15 protein-coding genes are annotated in these 17555 nt (G+C 72.0%); 5 read left to right on the top strand and 10 right to left on the bottom strand.

Annotation, left to right across the window (positions count from 1 at the left end; all coding sequences use genetic code 11):
- Positions 1 to 47: 47 nt before the first annotated feature.
- Together ABZ783_RS20385 and ABZ783_RS20380 are read right to left on the bottom strand one after the other, a co-directional pair.
- Entirely contained in the window at positions 48 to 413 is a 366-nt protein-coding gene (locus ABZ783_RS20385; protein ID WP_357440444.1) for a hypothetical protein, read from the bottom strand.
- A gap of 133 nt (positions 414 to 546) precedes the next feature.
- Entirely contained in the window at positions 547 to 1014 is a 468-nt protein-coding gene (locus ABZ783_RS20380) for an SRPBCC family protein (protein ID WP_357440441.1), read from the bottom strand.
- 125 nt (positions 1015 to 1139) lie between these two features.
- Between ABZ783_RS20380 and ABZ783_RS20375 the strand changes: the two genes are divergently transcribed.
- From ABZ783_RS20375 to ABZ783_RS20365, 3 genes are all read left to right on the top strand, one after another.
- Entirely contained in the window at positions 1140 to 1892 is a 753-nt protein-coding gene (locus ABZ783_RS20375) for a dienelactone hydrolase family protein (protein ID WP_357440438.1), read from the top strand.
- A gap of 79 nt (positions 1893 to 1971) precedes the next feature.
- Positions 1972 to 3360 carry an FUSC family protein gene (locus tag ABZ783_RS20370; RefSeq protein ID WP_357440435.1) on the top strand — a complete coding sequence of 463 codons (1389 nt, stop codon included), beginning with the start codon at positions 1972 to 1974 and terminating at the stop codon, positions 3358 to 3360.
- 13 nt (positions 3361 to 3373) lie between these two features.
- Positions 3374 to 4087 carry an RraA family protein gene (locus ABZ783_RS20365; protein ID WP_357440432.1) on the top strand — a complete coding sequence of 238 codons (714 nt, stop codon included), beginning with the start codon at positions 3374 to 3376 and terminating at the stop codon, positions 4085 to 4087.
- A 44-nt stretch (positions 4088 to 4131) separates the two neighbouring features.
- Here the strand turns inward: ABZ783_RS20365 and ABZ783_RS20360 are convergent, their stop codons facing one another.
- The 7 genes from ABZ783_RS20360 to ABZ783_RS20330 all read right to left on the bottom strand — a co-directional run bounded on the left by ABZ783_RS20360 (position 4132) and on the right by ABZ783_RS20330 (position 13589).
- Positions 4132 to 4617 (bottom strand): hypothetical protein, encoded by a 486-nt coding sequence (locus ABZ783_RS20360; protein ID WP_357440429.1) that lies wholly within the window; start codon positions 4615 to 4617, stop codon positions 4132 to 4134.
- Between the two features lie 360 nt (positions 4618 to 4977).
- On the bottom strand, positions 4978 to 6846 hold the full coding sequence (locus tag ABZ783_RS20355; RefSeq protein ID WP_357440427.1) for a Xaa-Pro dipeptidyl-peptidase: 1869 nt from the start codon (positions 6844 to 6846) through the stop codon (positions 4978 to 4980).
- Positions 6847 to 6940: 94 nt separating this feature from the next.
- The gene (locus ABZ783_RS20350; RefSeq protein ID WP_357440424.1) at positions 6941 to 7933 is read right to left on the bottom strand and encodes a TIGR03842 family LLM class F420-dependent oxidoreductase; all 993 of its coding nucleotides are present in this window, start codon (positions 7931 to 7933) and stop codon (positions 6941 to 6943) included.
- 12 nt (positions 7934 to 7945) lie between these two features.
- Positions 7946 to 9349: a dihydropyrimidinase gene (gene hydA, locus ABZ783_RS20345; protein ID WP_357440421.1), complete on the bottom strand. Its 1404-nt coding sequence runs from the start codon at positions 9347 to 9349 to the stop codon at positions 7946 to 7948.
- Entirely contained in the window at positions 9346 to 10188 is an 843-nt protein-coding gene (locus ABZ783_RS20340; RefSeq protein WP_357440418.1) for a nitrilase-related carbon-nitrogen hydrolase, read from the bottom strand. Before ABZ783_RS20340 ends, hydA begins: the two co-directional genes overlap by 4 nt.
- Entirely contained in the window at positions 10185 to 11741 is a 1557-nt protein-coding gene (locus ABZ783_RS20335) for an NCS1 family nucleobase:cation symporter-1 (protein WP_357440415.1), read from the bottom strand. The genes ABZ783_RS20340 and ABZ783_RS20335 overlap by 4 nt, the downstream gene beginning before the upstream one ends.
- A 243-nt stretch (positions 11742 to 11984) precedes the next feature.
- Positions 11985 to 13589 (bottom strand): PucR family transcriptional regulator ligand-binding domain-containing protein, encoded by a 1605-nt coding sequence (locus ABZ783_RS20330; RefSeq protein ID WP_357440412.1) that lies wholly within the window; start codon positions 13587 to 13589, stop codon positions 11985 to 11987.
- 128 nt (positions 13590 to 13717) lie between these two features.
- On the opposite strand from ABZ783_RS20330, the gene ABZ783_RS20325 reads away from it, so the two are divergent.
- Positions 13718 to 15022 carry an aspartate aminotransferase family protein gene (locus ABZ783_RS20325; protein ID WP_357440409.1) on the top strand — a complete coding sequence of 435 codons (1305 nt, stop codon included), beginning with the start codon at positions 13718 to 13720 and terminating at the stop codon, positions 15020 to 15022.
- Positions 15019 to 16509, top strand: coding sequence for a CoA-acylating methylmalonate-semialdehyde dehydrogenase (locus ABZ783_RS20320; protein WP_357440406.1), 1491 nt, complete (start codon positions 15019 to 15021; stop codon positions 16507 to 16509). The genes ABZ783_RS20325 and ABZ783_RS20320 overlap by 4 nt, the downstream gene beginning before the upstream one ends.
- 74 nt (positions 16510 to 16583) lie before the next feature.
- Here ABZ783_RS20320 and ABZ783_RS20315 read toward each other — a convergent pair whose 3' ends face one another.
- A complete protein-coding gene (locus ABZ783_RS20315) occupies positions 16584 to 17393 on the bottom strand; it encodes a TIGR02452 family protein (protein ID WP_357440403.1) in 810 nt (269 codons plus the stop codon).
- Positions 17394 to 17555: the final 162 nt, after the last annotated feature.

Here is a 17555-nt window from a genome sequence, read left to right as displayed (position 1 = left end):
CCGTTTTGTAACGGTTCCGCACGTTCGAGGTCAGGGCACGTGCGGCGTCAGGCCACCCGGGGCACGGGCTGGATCGGCAGCGCCACCCGGTGCGCCGAGACGTCGCCGGTGCGCTCCACCGAGGGCGCCGGCACGGTGGCCGTGGTCTCGTCGGCGGTCGGTGCCGAACCGGTCGCGTCACCCCCGGCCGTGGCATCGGGGGCGGCGGCGCTCCGCATGTCGGTGAGCAGGTTCAGGAGTCGCCCGAGGTCCTCAGCCGGCATCCGGAACGAGCCGCGGCACAGCGAGCCGCTCCACAGGGACAACACCACGGCGCCGCGGTCCGGGTGGTAGCTGATCCGCAGCGTCCGGTCCTCGCCGCGCAGGTCGGTGAACAGGTCACCGAAGCTGGGCATCGGAAGCACCTCTCCCATCGATCCAGCATGCCGCAGACACAGCGGCACGGGAAGACCGCGAGCGGTCAGAACCGACCATGCTGACCTACGACCCCGCGGGCACGCCGCGCCTCGGCTCCGTCCCAGGTTGACGCGAGCGGTCAGCCGAGGGTCACGTAGGGCCGGTTTCCAGGTGAGCCTTCAGCGTGGCCAGATCCTTCCGGTTCGCCCGGCGCATCGCGGCGGCCAGGACCGGAGCGGCGAGCGACGCGAAGCCGCTGGGCTCGCCTCGATTGCGCAGGATCATCCGGGTGGCGCCATTGCCGTGCGGCTCCCACCGGTAGGTGGTCTCCATCGGGAACGGCCCCTCGGCGGTCCGCATCACGAGCCGCTCGTCCGGGACCAGCTCGACGATCTCGTACGTGTAGGCGAGCCGCCGACCAAGGAAGTGCGCCACGAAGGCGACCCGGGAACCGACCCGCAGAGGCGGCGGAGTCAACCATTCGACCGAGGCGATGTTCACATACCACGCGGGCGCGTTCGAGGGATCGCCCGCATACCGGGCCACCTCGGCGACCGGACGGTCAATCACCACCTCGGACACCACATCCACCGCCACGGGCACACCCTCCGTCGTCACGGCCGCGCCGACTCCTCGTCGCATCCAGTCTGACCCGTCACCGGGCGCGCCGCGCCCACGACGGGCGGGCCCACAACCTGGCGAGTAGCGTGCACGCCGAACGATCAACGCGAGGAGGTCGCACCGTGCAGACGACGACCGTGGAGGTACCGACCGGCGACGGAGTGGCCGACGCGTATCTCGTCCGGCCCGACGGGGACGGCCCGCTCCCGGCCGTCCTGGTCTTCATGGACGCGTACGGGCTGCGCCCCCGGCTGGCGGAGATGGCCGAGACGATCGCCGCCCGCGGCCACGTCGTGCTGGTGCCGAATCTGTTCCACCGCTTCGGTCGCGCGCCGCTGGTCGACCTCTCCGGGCTCCGCGAGCCGTCCCAGCGCGGCGCGCTGTTCGAGGAACTCGGCCCGATGATCCGCTCCCTGACCCCGGACGTCGTCGCCCGGGACACCGCCGCCTACCTGGACTTCCTGGCCGCGCGGCCGGACGTCGCGTCCGGCCCGGTCGCCATCACCGGCTACTGCATGGGCGGCCTGAACGCGCTGCGGGCCATCGAGGCGCACCCGGACCGGATCGCCGCCGCGGCCGTCTTCCACGCCGGGCGGCTGGCCACCGACGCCCCGGACAGCCCGCACCTGGCCGTCGGCGCGGTCACCGGCGAGCTGTACTTCGGCCACGCCGACCAGGACCGGTCGATGCCGGCCGAGCAGATCGGCGTCCTGGAACAGGCCCTGGACCGCGCCGGCGTGACCTACCGCTCCGAGGTGTACCCGGGTGCCCACCACGGCTACACCCAGTCCGACACCTCCGAGTACGACGAGCAGGCCACCGAGCGGCACTGGGTCGCCCTGTTCGACCTGCTCGACCGCACGTTCCGCCGCTGACCGGCGACCTGGACGCGGTGACCGGGCCAACCGTCACCAACAGGACGGTTCACCCGCGTCGCGTCGGGTAACCGCCGCCATGGCCGGCAAGCGGCGTACCGCCGACACCGTCCGCTCACCCCTGAACCGGGTGACCGGGCGGGGCGAACGAGCGGTGACCCGCGCCCGCAGCCAGGGCGGACAGGCCGGCCGGCTACGCCTGCGTCAGCTGGAGGTCACCGCCGTGATCTCCGTGCAGGCCGGGCTCGCCGCCGCGCTCGCCGCCCTGCTCGCCCAGTACCTCCTCGGCCCCGGCGCGCACGTCTTCGCCCCGGCCGCCGCGGTCGGCACGATCGCCACCGCCATCGGACAGCGGGCCCGGCGGACCTTCGAGCTCCTGGTCGGGGTGGGACTCGGCATCCTCGTCGGCGACCTGTTGCGCTTTCTGCTCGGCTCCGGGTCCTGGCAGCTCGGGCTGGTCGTGGCGCTGGCGATCGCGACGGCCCTGCTGGTGGCCGGCCGGGGCGGCGCCCTGGTCGGCCAGGCCGGCGGTACGGCAGTCCTGATCTCCGCCCTGGCCCCGGTCCGGTCCGGCCTCGAGCTGCCCCGCATCTTCGACGCGCTCGTCGGCGGCCTGGTCGGCCTCGCGGTGGTCGTCCTGCTGCTGCCGGTCAATCCGATCCGGGTGCTGGACCGGGCCGCCGCGCCGATTTTTACCGTCCTCACCGAGCAACTCGACGCGGTGGCGCACGCCCTGACCACCCGGGACGCCGACGCGGCGGTCCGCGCGCTGGAGCGGCTGCGCGGGCTGGACGCCGACGTCGGGCGGCTCAACGAGGCGCTCACCGGCGCCGGAGAGGTGGTCACGCTCGCGCCGGCCCGCTGGCACCGCCGCGCGCTGTACCACCGCTACGCCAACGGCGCGGCACACCTGGAACGGCTGATCCTCTACGCCCGGTCGGTGGCCCGCCGCTCCGCCACCGCCCTGCAATATGACGAACCCATCCCGGCTGCGCTCCCCGACGCCGTCTCCCGGCTCGCTGCGGCCGCCCGGGCGCTGCGCCACGCCGGCCGCTCCGGCGAGGACCTGGACCGCACCCACCAGCTGACCCAGGAGAGCGCCCAACTGGCCGGCCGGGCGTGGGCCCAGGGCGTCCGCTCGTACGGTGATGGCGTGATCACCGACCTCCGTACGGCGGCCAGTGAGCTGCTGCGCGCCACCGGATGCGAGCCGGACGACGCCAACCGGATGGTGCGGACCGCCGCCGGCGCGGGTGAGGCGGAGCTGCACCCACCGATCCGGGCGCGGATGCTCGGGCCCCGGCGGCACACCCCGCGCGCCCGGCGGCGCCTGCGGCTGGAGCGGCGGGCCCACGGACGACGGAAAACGAGTTCCCGGACCAGAGCTCCGGCCCGAGGCGAGCGGCGGGCCGGTGCGGTGGCAGGCCACGGACCGGAAACTGGCCCCTCCCATGACCGGCGAGCGTGATTAGCGTCGGGTCATGACCATGGACCCGGATGAATTGCGCGACCGGTTCGCGACGCTGACCACCGCCCACGTCGCCGACGCCTGCCTGCGGGCCGCCGCGCCGGTCCGCTGCGCCCCACCCGGCGTCGGACCGGTGGTCGCCGGTGGGCGGGCCGCCGGGCGGGTGCTGCCGGCCCGGCACGTCGGCAGCGTCGACATCTTCCTGGAAGCGATCGACCGGGCCGCGCCCGGCGACGTGCTGGTGGTGGACAACGGCGGACGCACCGACGAGGCGTGCGTCGGCGACCTGGTGGTGCTGGAGGCGCAGGCCGCCGGGCTGGCCGGCCTGGTCGTCTGGGGCCTGCACCGCGACACCGTCGACATCCGGGCGGTGGGGCTGCCGGTGTTCAGCCTGGGCGCCACCCCCACCGGACCGCGGCGGCTCGACCCCCGGCCGCCCGAGGCGTTGCGGTCGGCGCGGGTGGGGGAGTGGACCGTCGACCCCGACGACCTCGCGCTGGCCGACGAGGACGGGGTGCTCTTCATCCCGGCCACCCGGGCCCGGGAGTTGTTCGACCTCGCGGAGTCCATCCGGGACACCGAGCGGCGGCAGGCCGAGCGGATCCGTTCCGGCGAACCGCTGCGGGCGCAGGTGGGTTTCGGGGGCTACCTGGCCGCACGGGCCGAGAACCCGGCGCTGACCTTCCGGGACCACCTGCGTGCGGTTGGCGGCGCGATCGAGGAATGAGCTCGGCGGGGTCGCGGTCGGCGATCCCGGGGGCGTCGGCCTCGTCACGCCGCCTGGGGCAGGTGCCGCAGCCGGCGGTTCCACCACCCGGGGCGGGTGTGGGCCTGCCGGCGCAACCGCCGGTGCTCCCAGTGCTGATAGGCGACGAGCAACGGCACGAGTCCGACCATGACCGCCGGCACGCGCAGCCGGGCGGTCCGGTTCTCCCGGACCACGGCGAGCAGGCCCGCGATGGCCGAGGCGTAGAGGATCGGGTTGTAGAAGGGCATCAGCTCCGGTCCCAGCCCCTCGCAGTCCTCCAACCACGGCAGGCCGGCTCTGGTGCGACGAGTTGGCCAACCGCGCAGATGAGCCGACACGGCGGCGAGCCCGAAGCCGTTCGCCGCGGCCAACAACGGGTCTGCGGACTCGTCGCGACCGGTCGCGGCCAGGACGCCGCCGGTGACGAGCGTCCAGAAACCCGCGGCGGCGTACGGCCCGATCAGCGAGGCGAGCGGCATGCCGACACCCGCTGCCAGCTCGAAGGCCACGTGTCCGGCCAGGCTGACCACGGTCAGCCGGGTCAGGGGTCGGCGCCCGACGGGTCCGGCCGGGATGCGACGAGCGCGCCGCGCATGGCCCCCGAACATCACCGGTGGCGGTCCGACGTCATGCACCGGAAATGCCCCACTCTGCTCCGCCCTTCACGAGATTTGCCGCCGCTGCCGCCCGATGGCGGTCGTCCGCCCGAGCGCGGCGGGTGTACCCCGTTTTCGGCTGGGCATTCGCCACGCTGCGATCAGCGGCCGGAGCCCGGAGCGTCGGCCGGCAACCGGGACCGGCGGGACGTCGAGGACGGTGAGCCACCGCCGGCCCGGGCGGCGCAGGAGCCGTCCGGGCCGGCGACGTACTCAGAAGCCGAGCGCCTCGCGGCCGCCGACGATCGGCAGGGTGAGGCGGCTGGAGCCGGGCTGGACGGTCAGTCGGGTGCCGCCGAGCGGCAGCAGGGTGTATTCCTGATCGCTGGAGAAGACGACGACCCCGATGCGGTGCCCCGCCGCGAAGACGTAGTCCTTCGGCTCCAGGGTCCAGCGGTAGTCGTACATCACGCCCTGCTGGACCGCGACCGTGTGCGACCAGCCGGTCCGGTTCTGCGGATCCATCCAGCCCCGCGTCACCACGACCGGCCGCGCGGTCGAGCCGGGCGCGCCGTAGTCGACCAGGTAGACCGACAGGTTCGCGTCGGCGCGGTTGTCGATGGACATCCGCAACCGCATCTCCGGCCGCCCGGACAGGCGCACGTCGCCGGTCAGCACCGGCGAACGGTAGACCAGCCGGTTGGCGCTGGCCGTGTCAGGACCGGCCACCAGGGTGCTCGGGCTGATCGTGCGGCCCTCGTCCACGAAGGACTGCTCGGCCCGTTGGTTCCGGGCGTCGGTGGTGATCAGGTTGCCGGGCTCGGTGGCGCTGTCGGCGGTGAGGGTCAGCGCCACGTCCCGGGCGCCCGGGTCCGGCCAGTTGGCGTACGTGGTGTAGGACCGGTTCTCGCGCTGCAGGACCGCCGTGGGCTCGTCCATGATGCCGTTCTGCACGCCCCACAGCCAATAGTCGAACCAGCGGTTCTCGGTCTGCTTGTAGGTCCACGCCTGGCCGCTCGGCAGGGTCACCGTCGCGGCGTTGCCCGGGCCACCGTGGCCGCCCTGGTGCAGCCAGATCTTGCGCGGCACGCCGGCCGCGGCGAGCCGGTCCCACCAGCCGGCGAAGTTCTCCGTCTTCACGTTCCAGTCGTTGAGTCCGTGCACGACGAAGACGCTGGCGGTGACCTTCTTGGCGCCCGGCAGGTAGTCGCGGGCCCGCCAGAAGTCGCTGTAGTCGCCGGTGATCCGGTCCTGTTCGGCCGTCAGCTGGGCGATCTCGTCGGCGCACCGGCCCTCAGCGCGCGCCCGGCCCGCCGTGTACTGCGCCAGGACGTCGACGTCCTCGCCCTGGAAGGTGCCCGGCGCCACCACCAGCCCGTTGGCCCGGTAGTAGTCGTACCAGTTGCTGATCGCGGAGACCGGGATGATGGTCTTGAGGTTCTCGACCCCGGTCGTGGCCACCTGGTTGGGCAGCGTCCCGTTGTACGACACGCCGGTCATGCCGACCGCTCCGGTAGTCCAGTCGGCGGTGACCGGCTCGCCGGCGGCGTTGTACGCCTTCGCCCGCCCGCCCAGCCAGTCGATGATGGCCTTCGTGCCCAGCGTTTCCGCCATGTCCCCACTGGTCGGACAGCCGTCGGAATCCGCGGTGCCGATGCTCTGCCCGAGCACCACCGCGTATCCGCGGGGGACGTAGTAGTCGTCGAGGGATCCGGGCAGGTTGGCCTTGGCCCGCTGGATCCCGATCGCCTGTGACTGGCTGCGCAGCTGCGTGGTGAGTCCAGTCTGCGGCAGCTCGTCCACCAGCACACTCGGATACGGCACGTCGCCCCAGGTGCCCTTGCGATAGGGGCTGTGCTCGAAGACGACGGGGACCTTGAACCCTTCCGTGGCGGTCTCCCGCGGGCGGGAGATGTCGGCGACGACCCGGTCGAGCCGGCCGTCGTGGTCGGTGTCGAGTGGCGTCTCCACCCACACCCGTTCCTCGATGGCGTCGGCGAACGAGAACACCGGTTGGGTCATCCCGTCGCTGACGACGATGCCGGGCGCCGGCGTGGCGGCGGCCGGTGCCGCGGGCACGGCCAGGACGGTTGTGGTGGCTAGAGCGGCGGTGAAGAGAATGCGAAAGCGCGGTTGGCGCACGTGTACCTCCCGTGGTGGGGGCTTCCCAAGAGGATCATGGTAGTTGCGCCACAGGCCACGGTCGATGGTCGCGCGGAGGCGAATGGCGCCCGGGTCAGACGTGCACGATCACGTCCTTGCCGTACGCGGACAGGGTCTTCTCCTTGTCGTCGTGCATCAGGTAGAGGGCGAAGTTGTGCACCCCGATCTCCTTGAGTTCCTGCAGCCGGTCGACGTGGGCCGACTCGGGTCCGAGCAGGCAGAACCGGTCGACGATCTCGTCCGGCACGAAGTCGGTGGACGGGTTGCCGGCCCGGCCGTGATGCGCGTAGTCGTAGCCCTCGCGGCCTCGGATGTAGTCGGTCAGCGCCTTCGGCACGACCCCGGAGTCGCCGTAGCGGGCGACCAGGTCGGCCACGTGGTTGCCGACCATGCCGCCGAACCAGCGCAGCTGGTCCCGCTGGTGGGCGAGGTCGGTGCCGACGTAGGCGGGCGCGGCCACGCACATGGTGATGGCGTCGGGGTCCCGGCCGGCGGCGATGGCCGCGTCGCGTACCGAGCCGATGGTCCAGCGGGCGATGTCGGGGTCGGCGGTCTGCAGGATGAAACCGTCGGCCTGCTCGCCGACCAGCCGCAGCGCCTTCGGGCCGTACGCGGCCATCCAGACCTCCAGCCGGCCGTCGCGCACCCACGGGATGCGCACCGGCGTGCCGTGGTGGGCGACCTCCCGGCCCTCCGCCAGTTCCTTGATCACGTGCATGGCCTGGCGCAGCGTGGCGAGGCTCGCCGGCGGCTGGCCGATGACCCGCCGGGCCGAGTCGCCGCGACCGATCCCACACACCGTGCGGTTGCCGAACATCTCGTTGAGGGTGGCGAAGAGCGACGCGGTGACCGACCAGTCGCGGGTGCTCGGGTTGGTCACCATCGGCCCGACGATCAGGTGCTTGGTGGCGGCGAGGACCTGCGAGTAGATGACGAACGGCTCCTGCCACAGCACGCAGGAGTCGAACGTCCAGCCGTAGCGGAACCCGTTGTCCTCGGCGGCGGTGAGCCCGGCGACGACGTCGCGGGCGGGCGGGTCGGTCTGGAGTACGACACCGAAATCCACGGCCACTCCTTGTCAAACCAGGTACTGGCAGAGATCGCGCTTGAGGAACGTGCCGTGTCCGACGGCGCCGTGGAACGCGCCGTCGTCGACGACGACCCGACCGCGGGACAGCACGGTGGTCACCTGTCCGGTCAGCTCCATGCCCTCGTACGCGGAATAGTCCACGTTCATGTGGTGGCTGCTGGCGGAGATGGTCTGCCGGGCCGTCGGGTCGTAGACCGTGATGTCCGCGTCCGCGCCGGGCGCGATGACGCCCTTGCGGGGGTAGAGGCCGAACATCCGGGCGGGTGTGGTGGAGCTGATCTCCACCCAGCGCGGCAGGGTGATCTCGCCGCGCACGACGCCCTGATAGAGCAGGTCCATCCGGTGCTCGACGCCCGGCATCCCGTTCGGGATCTTGGAGAAGTCTCCGCGGCCGAGTTCCTTCTGGTCCTTGAAGCAGAACGGGCAGTGGTCGGTGGACACCAGCGACAGGTCGTTGGTGCGCAGACCGCGCCACAGCTCCGCCTGGTGCTCCTTGGGCCGCAGCGGGGGAGAGGCGACGTACTTCGCGCCCTCGAAGTCCGGCCTGGCCAGGTCGTCCAACGACAGGAACAGGTACTGCGGGCAGGTCTCGGCGAACACGTTCTGGCCGGTGTCCCGGGCGCGGGTGACCGCATCGAGGGCGTGCGCGGCAGACAGGTGCACGATGTACAGCGGCGCGCCGGTGACCCTCGCGAGGGTGATCGCCCGGTTGGTCGCCTCGCCCTCCAGCTCGGCCGGCCGGGTCAGCCCGTGCTGCACCGGGTCGGTCTGCCCACTCGCCAGTGCCTGCAGGACGAGCTGGTCGATGGCGATGCCGTTCTCCGCATGCATCATGATCATCGAGCCGGTGTCCCGGGCCTTCTGCATCGCCCGCAGGATCTCCCCGTCGGTGGCGTAGAAGACCCCGGGGTACGCCATGAACATCTTGAAGGTGTTGACGCCCGCGTCGATGCAGGCCTCCATCTCCTTCAGCGACGTGTCGTTCACGTCCGAGATGATCATGTGGAACGCGTAGTCGATCGCGCAGTTGCCGTCCGCCTTGCTGTGCCACTTGTCCAGCGCGGACAGCAGCGACGTGCCTTTGGCCTGCACGGCGAAGTCCACGATGGTCGTTGTACCGCCCCAAGCGGCCGCGATCGTGCCGGTCTCGAACGTGTCCGTCGAGAACGTGCCGCCGAACGGCATCTCCATGTGGGTGTGCCCGTCGATGCCGCCCGGCACCACGTACTTCCCGGCAGCGTCGATCACCCGCTCGGCGCCGGCCGCCCACTGCTGCGCCAGGCCCGAGTCGGGTGCGGCGAGCGCCGCGATCCGCTCGCCCTCCACCAGCACGTCCGCCGGGTATGCCCCGGTGGCGTTGACGACAGTCCCGTTGCGGATGACGATGCTCACGGCTTCACCAGCGATTCGTAGGTCTCGGGCCGGCGGTCGCGGTAGAACGCCCACAGGTCGCGCACCTCGGCCAGCCTGTCCATGTCCAGGTCGCGGACGACGACCTCCTCCTCGGTGTCCGACGCCGCCGCGCCGACCAGCTGCCCCCGCGGGTCGACGAAATAGGACTGGCCGTAGAAGTCGTTGTCGCCCAACGGCTCCACCCCGACCCGGTTGATCGTCCCGACGTAGTACTCGTTGGCGACCGCGGCGGCCGGCTGCTCCAGCCGCCACAGGTACTCCGACAGGCCGCGGCTGGTGGCGGAGGGGTTGAACACGATCTTCGCGCCGGCCAGCCCCAGGGCGCGCCAACCCTCCGGGAAGTGCCGCTCGTAGCAGATGTAGACGCCGATGCGACCCACGGCGGTGTCGAAGACCGGATAGCCCAGGTTCCCCGGCCGGAAGTAGAACTTCTCCCAGAACCCCTTCACCTGCGGAATGTGGTTCTTCCGATGCTTGCCGAGGTAGGTGCCGTCGGCGTCGATCACCGCAGCGGTGTTGTAGTAGACCCCCGGCTGCTCCTGCTCGTACATCGGCACGATCAGGACCACCCCGTGCTGCTCGGCGACCTCGCGCATCAGCGCCGTCGTCGGCCCGTCCGGGATCGCCTCCGTGTACGAGTAGTAGTCGGCGTCCTGGATCTGGCAGAAGTACGGGCCGTAGAACAACTCCTGCAGGCAGACCACCTGCGCGCCCTGCGACGCGGCGCGGCGGATCGCCTCGACCGCGTTCGCGATCATGGACTCCTTGTCACCGGTCCACTTCTGCTGCACCAGCCCGGCTCGGATGATGGTGCTCACCTGACCTCCCCTTTGGCGTGGCTGCCGCGCGGTGCCGACAGCGCCAGATAGACCACGAACGCGCCGACCAGGCCGGCGGCCCAGCTGTAGTCGTAGAGCGGCTTGAGGAACGGGATGAGCCCGTCCTCCGGGAACGGGCCCTTGCCGGGCGCGGAGTAGGCGCCGCCGACGGCGAGGATCGCGCCGACGACGGTGGCGACGACCGCCGTCCAGCTCCAGCCGCCGGAGAACCAGTACCGGCCCTCCGGGCGGTAGAGGGCGGGCAACTGCAGGCGGGTGCGGTTGCGGACCCAGTAGCCGGCGATGAGCACGCCGGCGACCGCGCCGAGCAGGCCCCCGTAGAACCCGAGCCAGACGAAGATGTAGATGTTCGGGTCCTGCACCAGGCGCCACGGCTGGATCAGGATGCCCAGCACCCCGGTGATCAGGCCGCCGGTCCGGAAGCTGATCAGCCGGGGCACGGCGTTGGAGAAGTCGTACGCCGGGCTGACCGTGTTGGCCGCGACGTTCACCGACAGCGTGGCCACCACCACCGTGAACAGGCCGAGCGCCACGACCAGCGGGTTGTCGAACTTCGCGGCCAGCTGGATGGGGTCCCAGATCGCCTCGCCGTAGATCGCCGCCGTGCCCGAGGTGATCACGATCGACAGGATGGCGAAGAACGACATCGTGGTGGGCAGGCCCAGGATCTGCCCGTACGCCTGCTGCCGCTGGCTGCCGCCGAACCGGGTGAAGTCGGGGATGTTCAGCGACAGGGTCGCCCAGAACGCGATCATCGCCATCAGCGACGGCGCGAACAGCTTCCAGAAGTCGGCGCCCCAGCCCAGCTTGGACGGCTGGGACAGGATCGGACCGAGCCCGCCCGCCTCGACCAGGACCCAGATCAGCAGCGCGACGGCGACCACGATGACGAACGGCGCGGCCCAGTTCTCGAAGCGGCGCAGGGTGTCCATGCCGCGCCAGATGATCGCCATCTCGATCGCCCAGAACAGCAGGAACGACGCCCACAGCGTCCACGGGTGGTCCATCACCTCCGCCGCGTCGACCCACCAGGAGCCCAGCAGTTTGCCGGCGATCGCGTAGATCGCCTCACCGCCGATCCAGGTCTGGATGCCGAACCAGCCGCAGGCGATGAAGGCGCGCAGCAGGGCCGCGAGGTTGGCGCCCCGGACGCCGTAGAACGCGCGGGCGAAGACTGGGAACGGGATGCCGTACTTCGTCCCCGCGTGGCTGTTCAACAGCATCGGGATCAGGACGAGCAGGTTGCCCAGGGTGATGGTGAGGAACGCCTGCACCCAGTTCATGCCGAGCTGGATGAGCCCGGCGGCGAGCAGATAGCTGGGGATGTTGTGTGCCATCCCGACCCACAGCGCCGTGAAGTTGTACGTGTTCCAGGTACGCCGCTCGATGGGTACCGGGGCGAGTTCGAGGTTGAAGTACCGGCTGTCGGCGATGGTGGAGAAATCGCGCAGCTCCACTCGGCCATCCGGATGGGTGATCTGGGTGCCCGGCTCGACCGCGGTGGCTTCGTGGGGTAGGGGTTCAACGGCCATCGGTGTCACCTCCCTGTTGCGCTGCCGCAACAGCGCCGGGCAGCCGGCGCGCGCGCTGCGGATGGGGCGGAACAGCACGATCTTTATCTCGGAATGGTGAGTGTCACGGACCCGCCACGGGCAGTGGCAAAGTGTCCACGCTTGCCATGATCACGGCACACTGTGTCCACGGGCACGGCCGCAGCGATCATGTCAATCCGCGCGGCGGACGGATTCCGGCCGCCTACGGGATTCGGCGTCGGGTCATGCGTCGTCGAGTTCGTGCACCAGCAGCGCGACGTACAGCGACAGCATCGACTCCGGGTCCTCCAACGACACCCCGAGCACCTGCGCGATCCGCGCCAACTGCTGGTAGTACGCGGTCCGCGACACGTGTGCGGCAGCCGCCGCCGCGGACTTGTTGCCGCCCTGCTCGCAGAAGCAGCGCAGCAGCTCCAGCAGCCGGCTGTGGTGGTTGGCGTCCCGCGCCAGCAGCGGACCCAGCTCGCGGTCCGCGAAGGCCCGGACCCGATCGTCGTCGCGCAACAGGTGCAGCAGGCCGCGCAGGCGCACATTGTCCAGCCGGTGGTACAGCTGCGTGCCGGGGGCGCGCAGGGCCGCCCCCGCCACGTGAGCGGCCTCGCCCAGGCTGCGGCGTACCTCGGCGACGTGCGACACGGTGGTGCCGACCGCCACCAGCACCGGACCGGCCGCCGAGCGGTGCACCTCCCGGGCCAACCGGCGCAGCACCGCGTCGATCCCGGCCTGCGCCGGCAACGACAACAGCGCGCGTACCGTCGTGTCGTCCACCACGCCCACCAGGGCGGGCACCGCCACCCGCCGCGCCGCCAGCGCGGTCGCCTCCGCGAGGTCCCGCAACACCTCCTGGTTGGCCAGCGCGGGGGCCCGGGGCGTCCCGGTGGCCGGCCGGATCGCCATCCCGACCAACTGCCGCCGCTCGACGCCGACCCCCAGCGCCGCCGCCCGGGCGGCCAGGTCCGGCGGCGGTACGGCCTGACCGAGCAGCTGCGCGAGCAGCATCCGGTGCGTCTGCCGCTCCAAGCTCTCCCGGTCCCGCGCCACGAGCCGATGCACCGCCAGCGCCGACGCGGCCCGCTCGGCGACCACCACGTGCCGGTGCGGTGGCGGGTCCGGTGAGAGCAGGACCAGTCGCCCCCAGTCGGCGCCCTGCGCCCCGACCATGGTGGCCAACCAGCCGGCGTCCTCGTCGTAGGCGGTCCGCTCGGGCGCGGCCACCGACCGGGACCGCTGCCCCCAGTCGGCCAGCAACTCCGTGGGGTCCCGGCCGGCCGCGTCGTACGCGAGCACCTCGTGCCCCAGCGTCTCCAGCACCACCGGCAGCCCGGAGATCCGGGCCACCTCGCGCAGCACCTCCGCCGGATCAGCACCGGCCACGGTGAGCGAGGTGAACGTCTCGTGCACCTGCTCGGCGGCCCGCAGCTCGGCGAGCTGCGCGTCGACGATCAGCGCCACCACCGCCTCGGTGACGGACACGAACGGGGTCTCCTGCGCCAGCGTGATCAGGGGCAGCCGGCGCCGGTTGGCCGCCGCCACCAACGCCTCCGGCAGCTGGCCGCTCCACCGCCGGACCAGCTCGATGACCAGCCCCGCCGCGTGCACCGCGGCCAGGTCGTCCACGTACCTCGCCAGGGCCGCGGCCTCGTCGGGCAGCGCGATGCCGGTGGTGAGCACCAGCTCCCCGCCGCGCAGCAGGTGCGCGATGTCGGCCACCTCCGCCACATGGACCCAGCGCACCCGGCCCTGCATGCCGGCCGAACCGGCCACCACCTGCGGCTTCCCGCGCCGGATCACCGGCAGTGCGATGGCTTCTGCGACGGAGGGGTACATCGCGGCTCCCAGGGGAGGGACTGCACACAACGTAATGGTGCGGCGACCACAGCGGTACAGGTTGTGCATAGCGGTTGCACAACGATTGCCGCCACACTCGCCGTGGGGACGAGTTACGGGAGGACGCGATGGCCCACCGCGAGCTGCTGGCCCGACACCGATCCGTGCTGCCGAACTGGCTGGCGTTGTACTACGAGCAGCCCATCGAGATCGCTGGCGCGCACGGCCGCCGGGTGACCGATCGCGAGGGGCGGACCTACCTGGACTTCTTCGCCGGCATCCTCACCAACGCCATCGGCTACGACGTCGCCGAGATCAGCGATGCGATCCGGTCGCAGGTCGGCACCGGCGTGGTGCACTCGTCCACGCTGTACCTGATCCAGTCGCAGGTCGAGCTGGCGGAGAAGATCGCGCAGCTGTCCGGCATCCCGGACGCGAAGGTGTTCTTCGCCAACTCGGGCACCGAGGCGAACGAGACCGCACTCATGCTCGCCACCCAGCATCGCCGCAGCGAACAGGTGCTCGCCCTGCGCAACTCGTACCACGGCCGGGCCTTCGCCACCATCGCGATCACCGGCATCCGCGGCTGGTCGGCCAGCGCGCTCAGCCCGGTCAAGGTGAGCTGGGTGCACGGCGGCTACCGCTACCGCAGCCCGTTCCGGGACCTGTCCGACGCGGACTACATCAAGGCGTGCGTGGCGGACCTGCGCGAGGTCATCGAGACGACCACGGCCGGCGACGTCGCCTGCATGATCGTCGAGCCGATCCAGGGGGTCGGCGGCTTCGCCTCCCCGCCGGACGGACTGTTCGGGGAGTTCAAGAAGGTGCTCGACGAGTACGGCATCCTCCTCGTGTCCGACGAGGTGCAGACCGGCTGGGGCCGCACCGGCGAGCACTTCTGGGGCATCCAGGCGCACGGCGTCGTACCCGACGCGATCACCTTCGCCAAGGGCCTGGGCAACGGCCTCGCGATCGGCGGCGTGGTCGCCCGGGCCGACCTGATGGACTGCCTGCGGGCCAACTCGATCTCCACCTTCGGCGGCAACCCGCTGGCCACCACCGGCGCGCTGGCGTCGCTGACCTACCTGCTGGAGCACGACCTGCAGGCCAACGCCGCGCAGCTGGGCACCCGCCTGCTCGACGGCCTGCGCGCGGTCGCCGCGGCCCATCCCGTGGTCGGCGACGTGCGCGGCAAAGGCCTGATGATCGCGCTGGAGCTCGTCGGCCCCGACGGCGAGCCCCATCCGGCGGCCGCGACCGCGCTGCTCGAGGAGACCCGGGAACGCGGCCTGCTCGTCGGCAAGGGCGGCCTCTACGGCAACGTCATCCGCCTGGCGCCACCGATGACTCTGACCCGGGCCGAGGCGGAGGAGGCGCTGGAGATCCTCACCCAGTCGATCGAGGCGGTAGTCAAGGAGGTGCAGCCCCGATGAGGACCACCCACTGGATCGGCGGCAAGCCGTGGCACGGCGTCCCCGAGCGCACCGGGGACGTCTACGACCCCGCCACCGGCCAAGTCGCCGGACAGGTCGACTTCGCCACCGCCGCGGTCGTCGACGAGGCGGTCGCCACCGCCCGCGAGGCGTTCACCCGCTGGCGCGCCGCGTCCCTCGCCCAGCGGACCACCGTGCTGTTCGCCTTCCGGGAACTGCTGAACGCCCGCCGGGCCGACCTCGCCGCCATCATCACCGCCGAGCACGGCAAGGTCCTCTCGGACGCGGCGGGGGAGATCCAGCGCGGGTTGGAGAACGTCGAGTTCGCCTGCGGCATCCCGCAGCAGCTCAAGGGCGGATACAGCGAGAACGCCTCGACCCAGGTCGACGTGTACTCCCTACGACAGCCGCTCGGCGTGGTCGGCGTGATCTCCCCCTTCAACTTCCCGGCCATGGTGCCGTTGTGGTTCGTGCCGAACGCCATCGCGTGCGGCAACACCGTGGTGCTCAAACCGAGCGAGAAGGACCCGTCCGCGGCGAACTTCCTGGCCGAGCTGTTCGCGGAGGCCGGGCTGCCGGACGGGGTGTGCAACGTGGTGCACGGCGACAAGGAGGCGGTCGACCGGATCCTCGAGCACCCGCACGTCAAGGCCGTCTCGTTCGTCGGCTCCACCCCGATCGCCCGCTACGTCTACCAGACCGGCACCCGGCACGGGAAGCGGGTGCAGGCGCTCGGCGGCGCGAAGAACCACATGGTCGTGCTGCCCGACGCCGACCTCGACCTCGCCGCCGACGCCGCCGTCTCGGCCGGCTTCGGCTCGGCCGGCGAACGCTGCATGGCCATCTCCGCCGTCGTCGCGGTCGACCCGGTCGGCGACGAACTGGTCGCCAAGATCAGCGAGCGGATGGCCGCTCTGCACGTCGGCGACGGCCGCCGCCCCGGCTGCGAGATGGGACCGCTGGTCACCGGCGCCCACCGGGACCGGGTGACGGCGTACCTGGACGCCGGCCGGGCCGCGGGCGCGCAGCTCGTGGTCGACGGGCGGAACCACCCCGTCGACGGCGAGCAGGGCGGCTTCTGGCTCGGGCCGACCCTGTTCGATCACGTCGACACCGACATGTCCGTCTACACCGACGAGATCTTCGGGCCGGTGCTGTCGGTGCTGCGGGTGCCCAGCTACGACGCGGCCGTCGAGCTGGTCAACGCCAACCCGTGGGGCAACGGCACCGCCATCTTCACCAACGACGGCGGCGCGGCCCGCCGGTACCAGCACGAGATCGAGGTCGGCATGGTCGGGGTGAACGTCCCCATCCCGGTCCCGGTGTCCTACTACTCCTTCGGCGGCTGGAAGGACTCCCTGTTCGGCGACGCCCATGCGTACGGGCCGGAGGGGGTGAACTTCTTCGTCAGGTCCAAGGTGGTCACCAGCCGCTGGCCCGACCCCGCTCACGGCGGGGTCAACCTCGGCTTCCCGCAGAACCGCTGACCACCGGCCGGCCGGCGGGGCCGACGGCTGCCCCGCCGGACCTCACCGCCCGGCCGGCGGGGTACTGACCTCCGTCAGGACACCCCGAAGCGGTCGACGAACGCGGCCCGGACCGGCCCGCCGGCCCGGTCGAGCACCGCGAAGGTGACCTGGTCGAACCAGCCCGCCGCGTCGGCCAGGGCCAGCGCGAACGCCTCCGCCACCGTGGCCGGGTCGTTGCGGAACACGCCGCAGCCCCACGCGCCGAGCACCAACCGCCGGTGGCCGTGTGCGGCGGCGACGGCCAGCACCCGACGGGCCCGGGCCCGCAGCGCCGGGGCGACCCGCTCGGCGTCGGCGGGCTGGTTGCGCAGCACCGCGCCGCGGTTGGGGGCGGCGGCGGTCAGGAACGACACCTCGTGGGCGGCGTCGAGCAGCCGGCCCTTGTCGTCGCGGAACACCGGCACCCGCGGCGAGTGGATCACCCGGTCGCTGTAGAGCAGGTCCCGCTGCTCGCGGTGGAAGCCGTAGAACTCGGGGACCGCGGTCAGGCAGGGGAAGAGCGCCGAGGCCCGGGCGATGCTCTCCTCCTGCGCCTGCGCCCCGGTGCGGAACCCGCCGCCCGGGTTCTTCGCCGAGGCGAACACCAGTGCGGCGACGTCCCCGTCCCCGGCGAGACGCCGGGCGGCCAGCAACGTGCTCTCCCCGGTCACCTCCACCGCCGGGGCCGCGCCACCGGTCGACGGGGTGGGCAGCGGGTCGTCGGGCAGGTGCAGGCGGGTGGCGGCGACAGCGGCGCGCACCGGGTCGGCGAGCTCGACGGGCTCGCCGTGGCCGTTGAGGTACCGGCCGGCGTCGAGGATGTCCAGGGTGTCGCGGGCGATGGCCCGCAGCCGCGTACTCATGATCGCCTGATTGTGCGGCAGCGGTCCGGGGCGCGACGACCGGTTATCGGGGCGGCAGGTGCTGGACGAGCTGGATCGGGTTGCCGTCCGGTGCGGCGGCCGTGTCGTCGGTCCAGAGGACGACCGCGCGTTGGCCCGACGGCACCGGGCCGAGGCCGTGGT

Source organism: Micromonospora sp. NPDC047738 (genome assembly GCF_040642675.1).
In the GTDB taxonomy this organism is placed as follows: domain Bacteria; phylum Actinomycetota; class Actinomycetes; order Mycobacteriales; family Micromonosporaceae; genus Micromonospora.
Note: the sequence above shows the minus strand (reverse complement) of the source record. Positions and strands in the feature narration are given on the sequence as shown.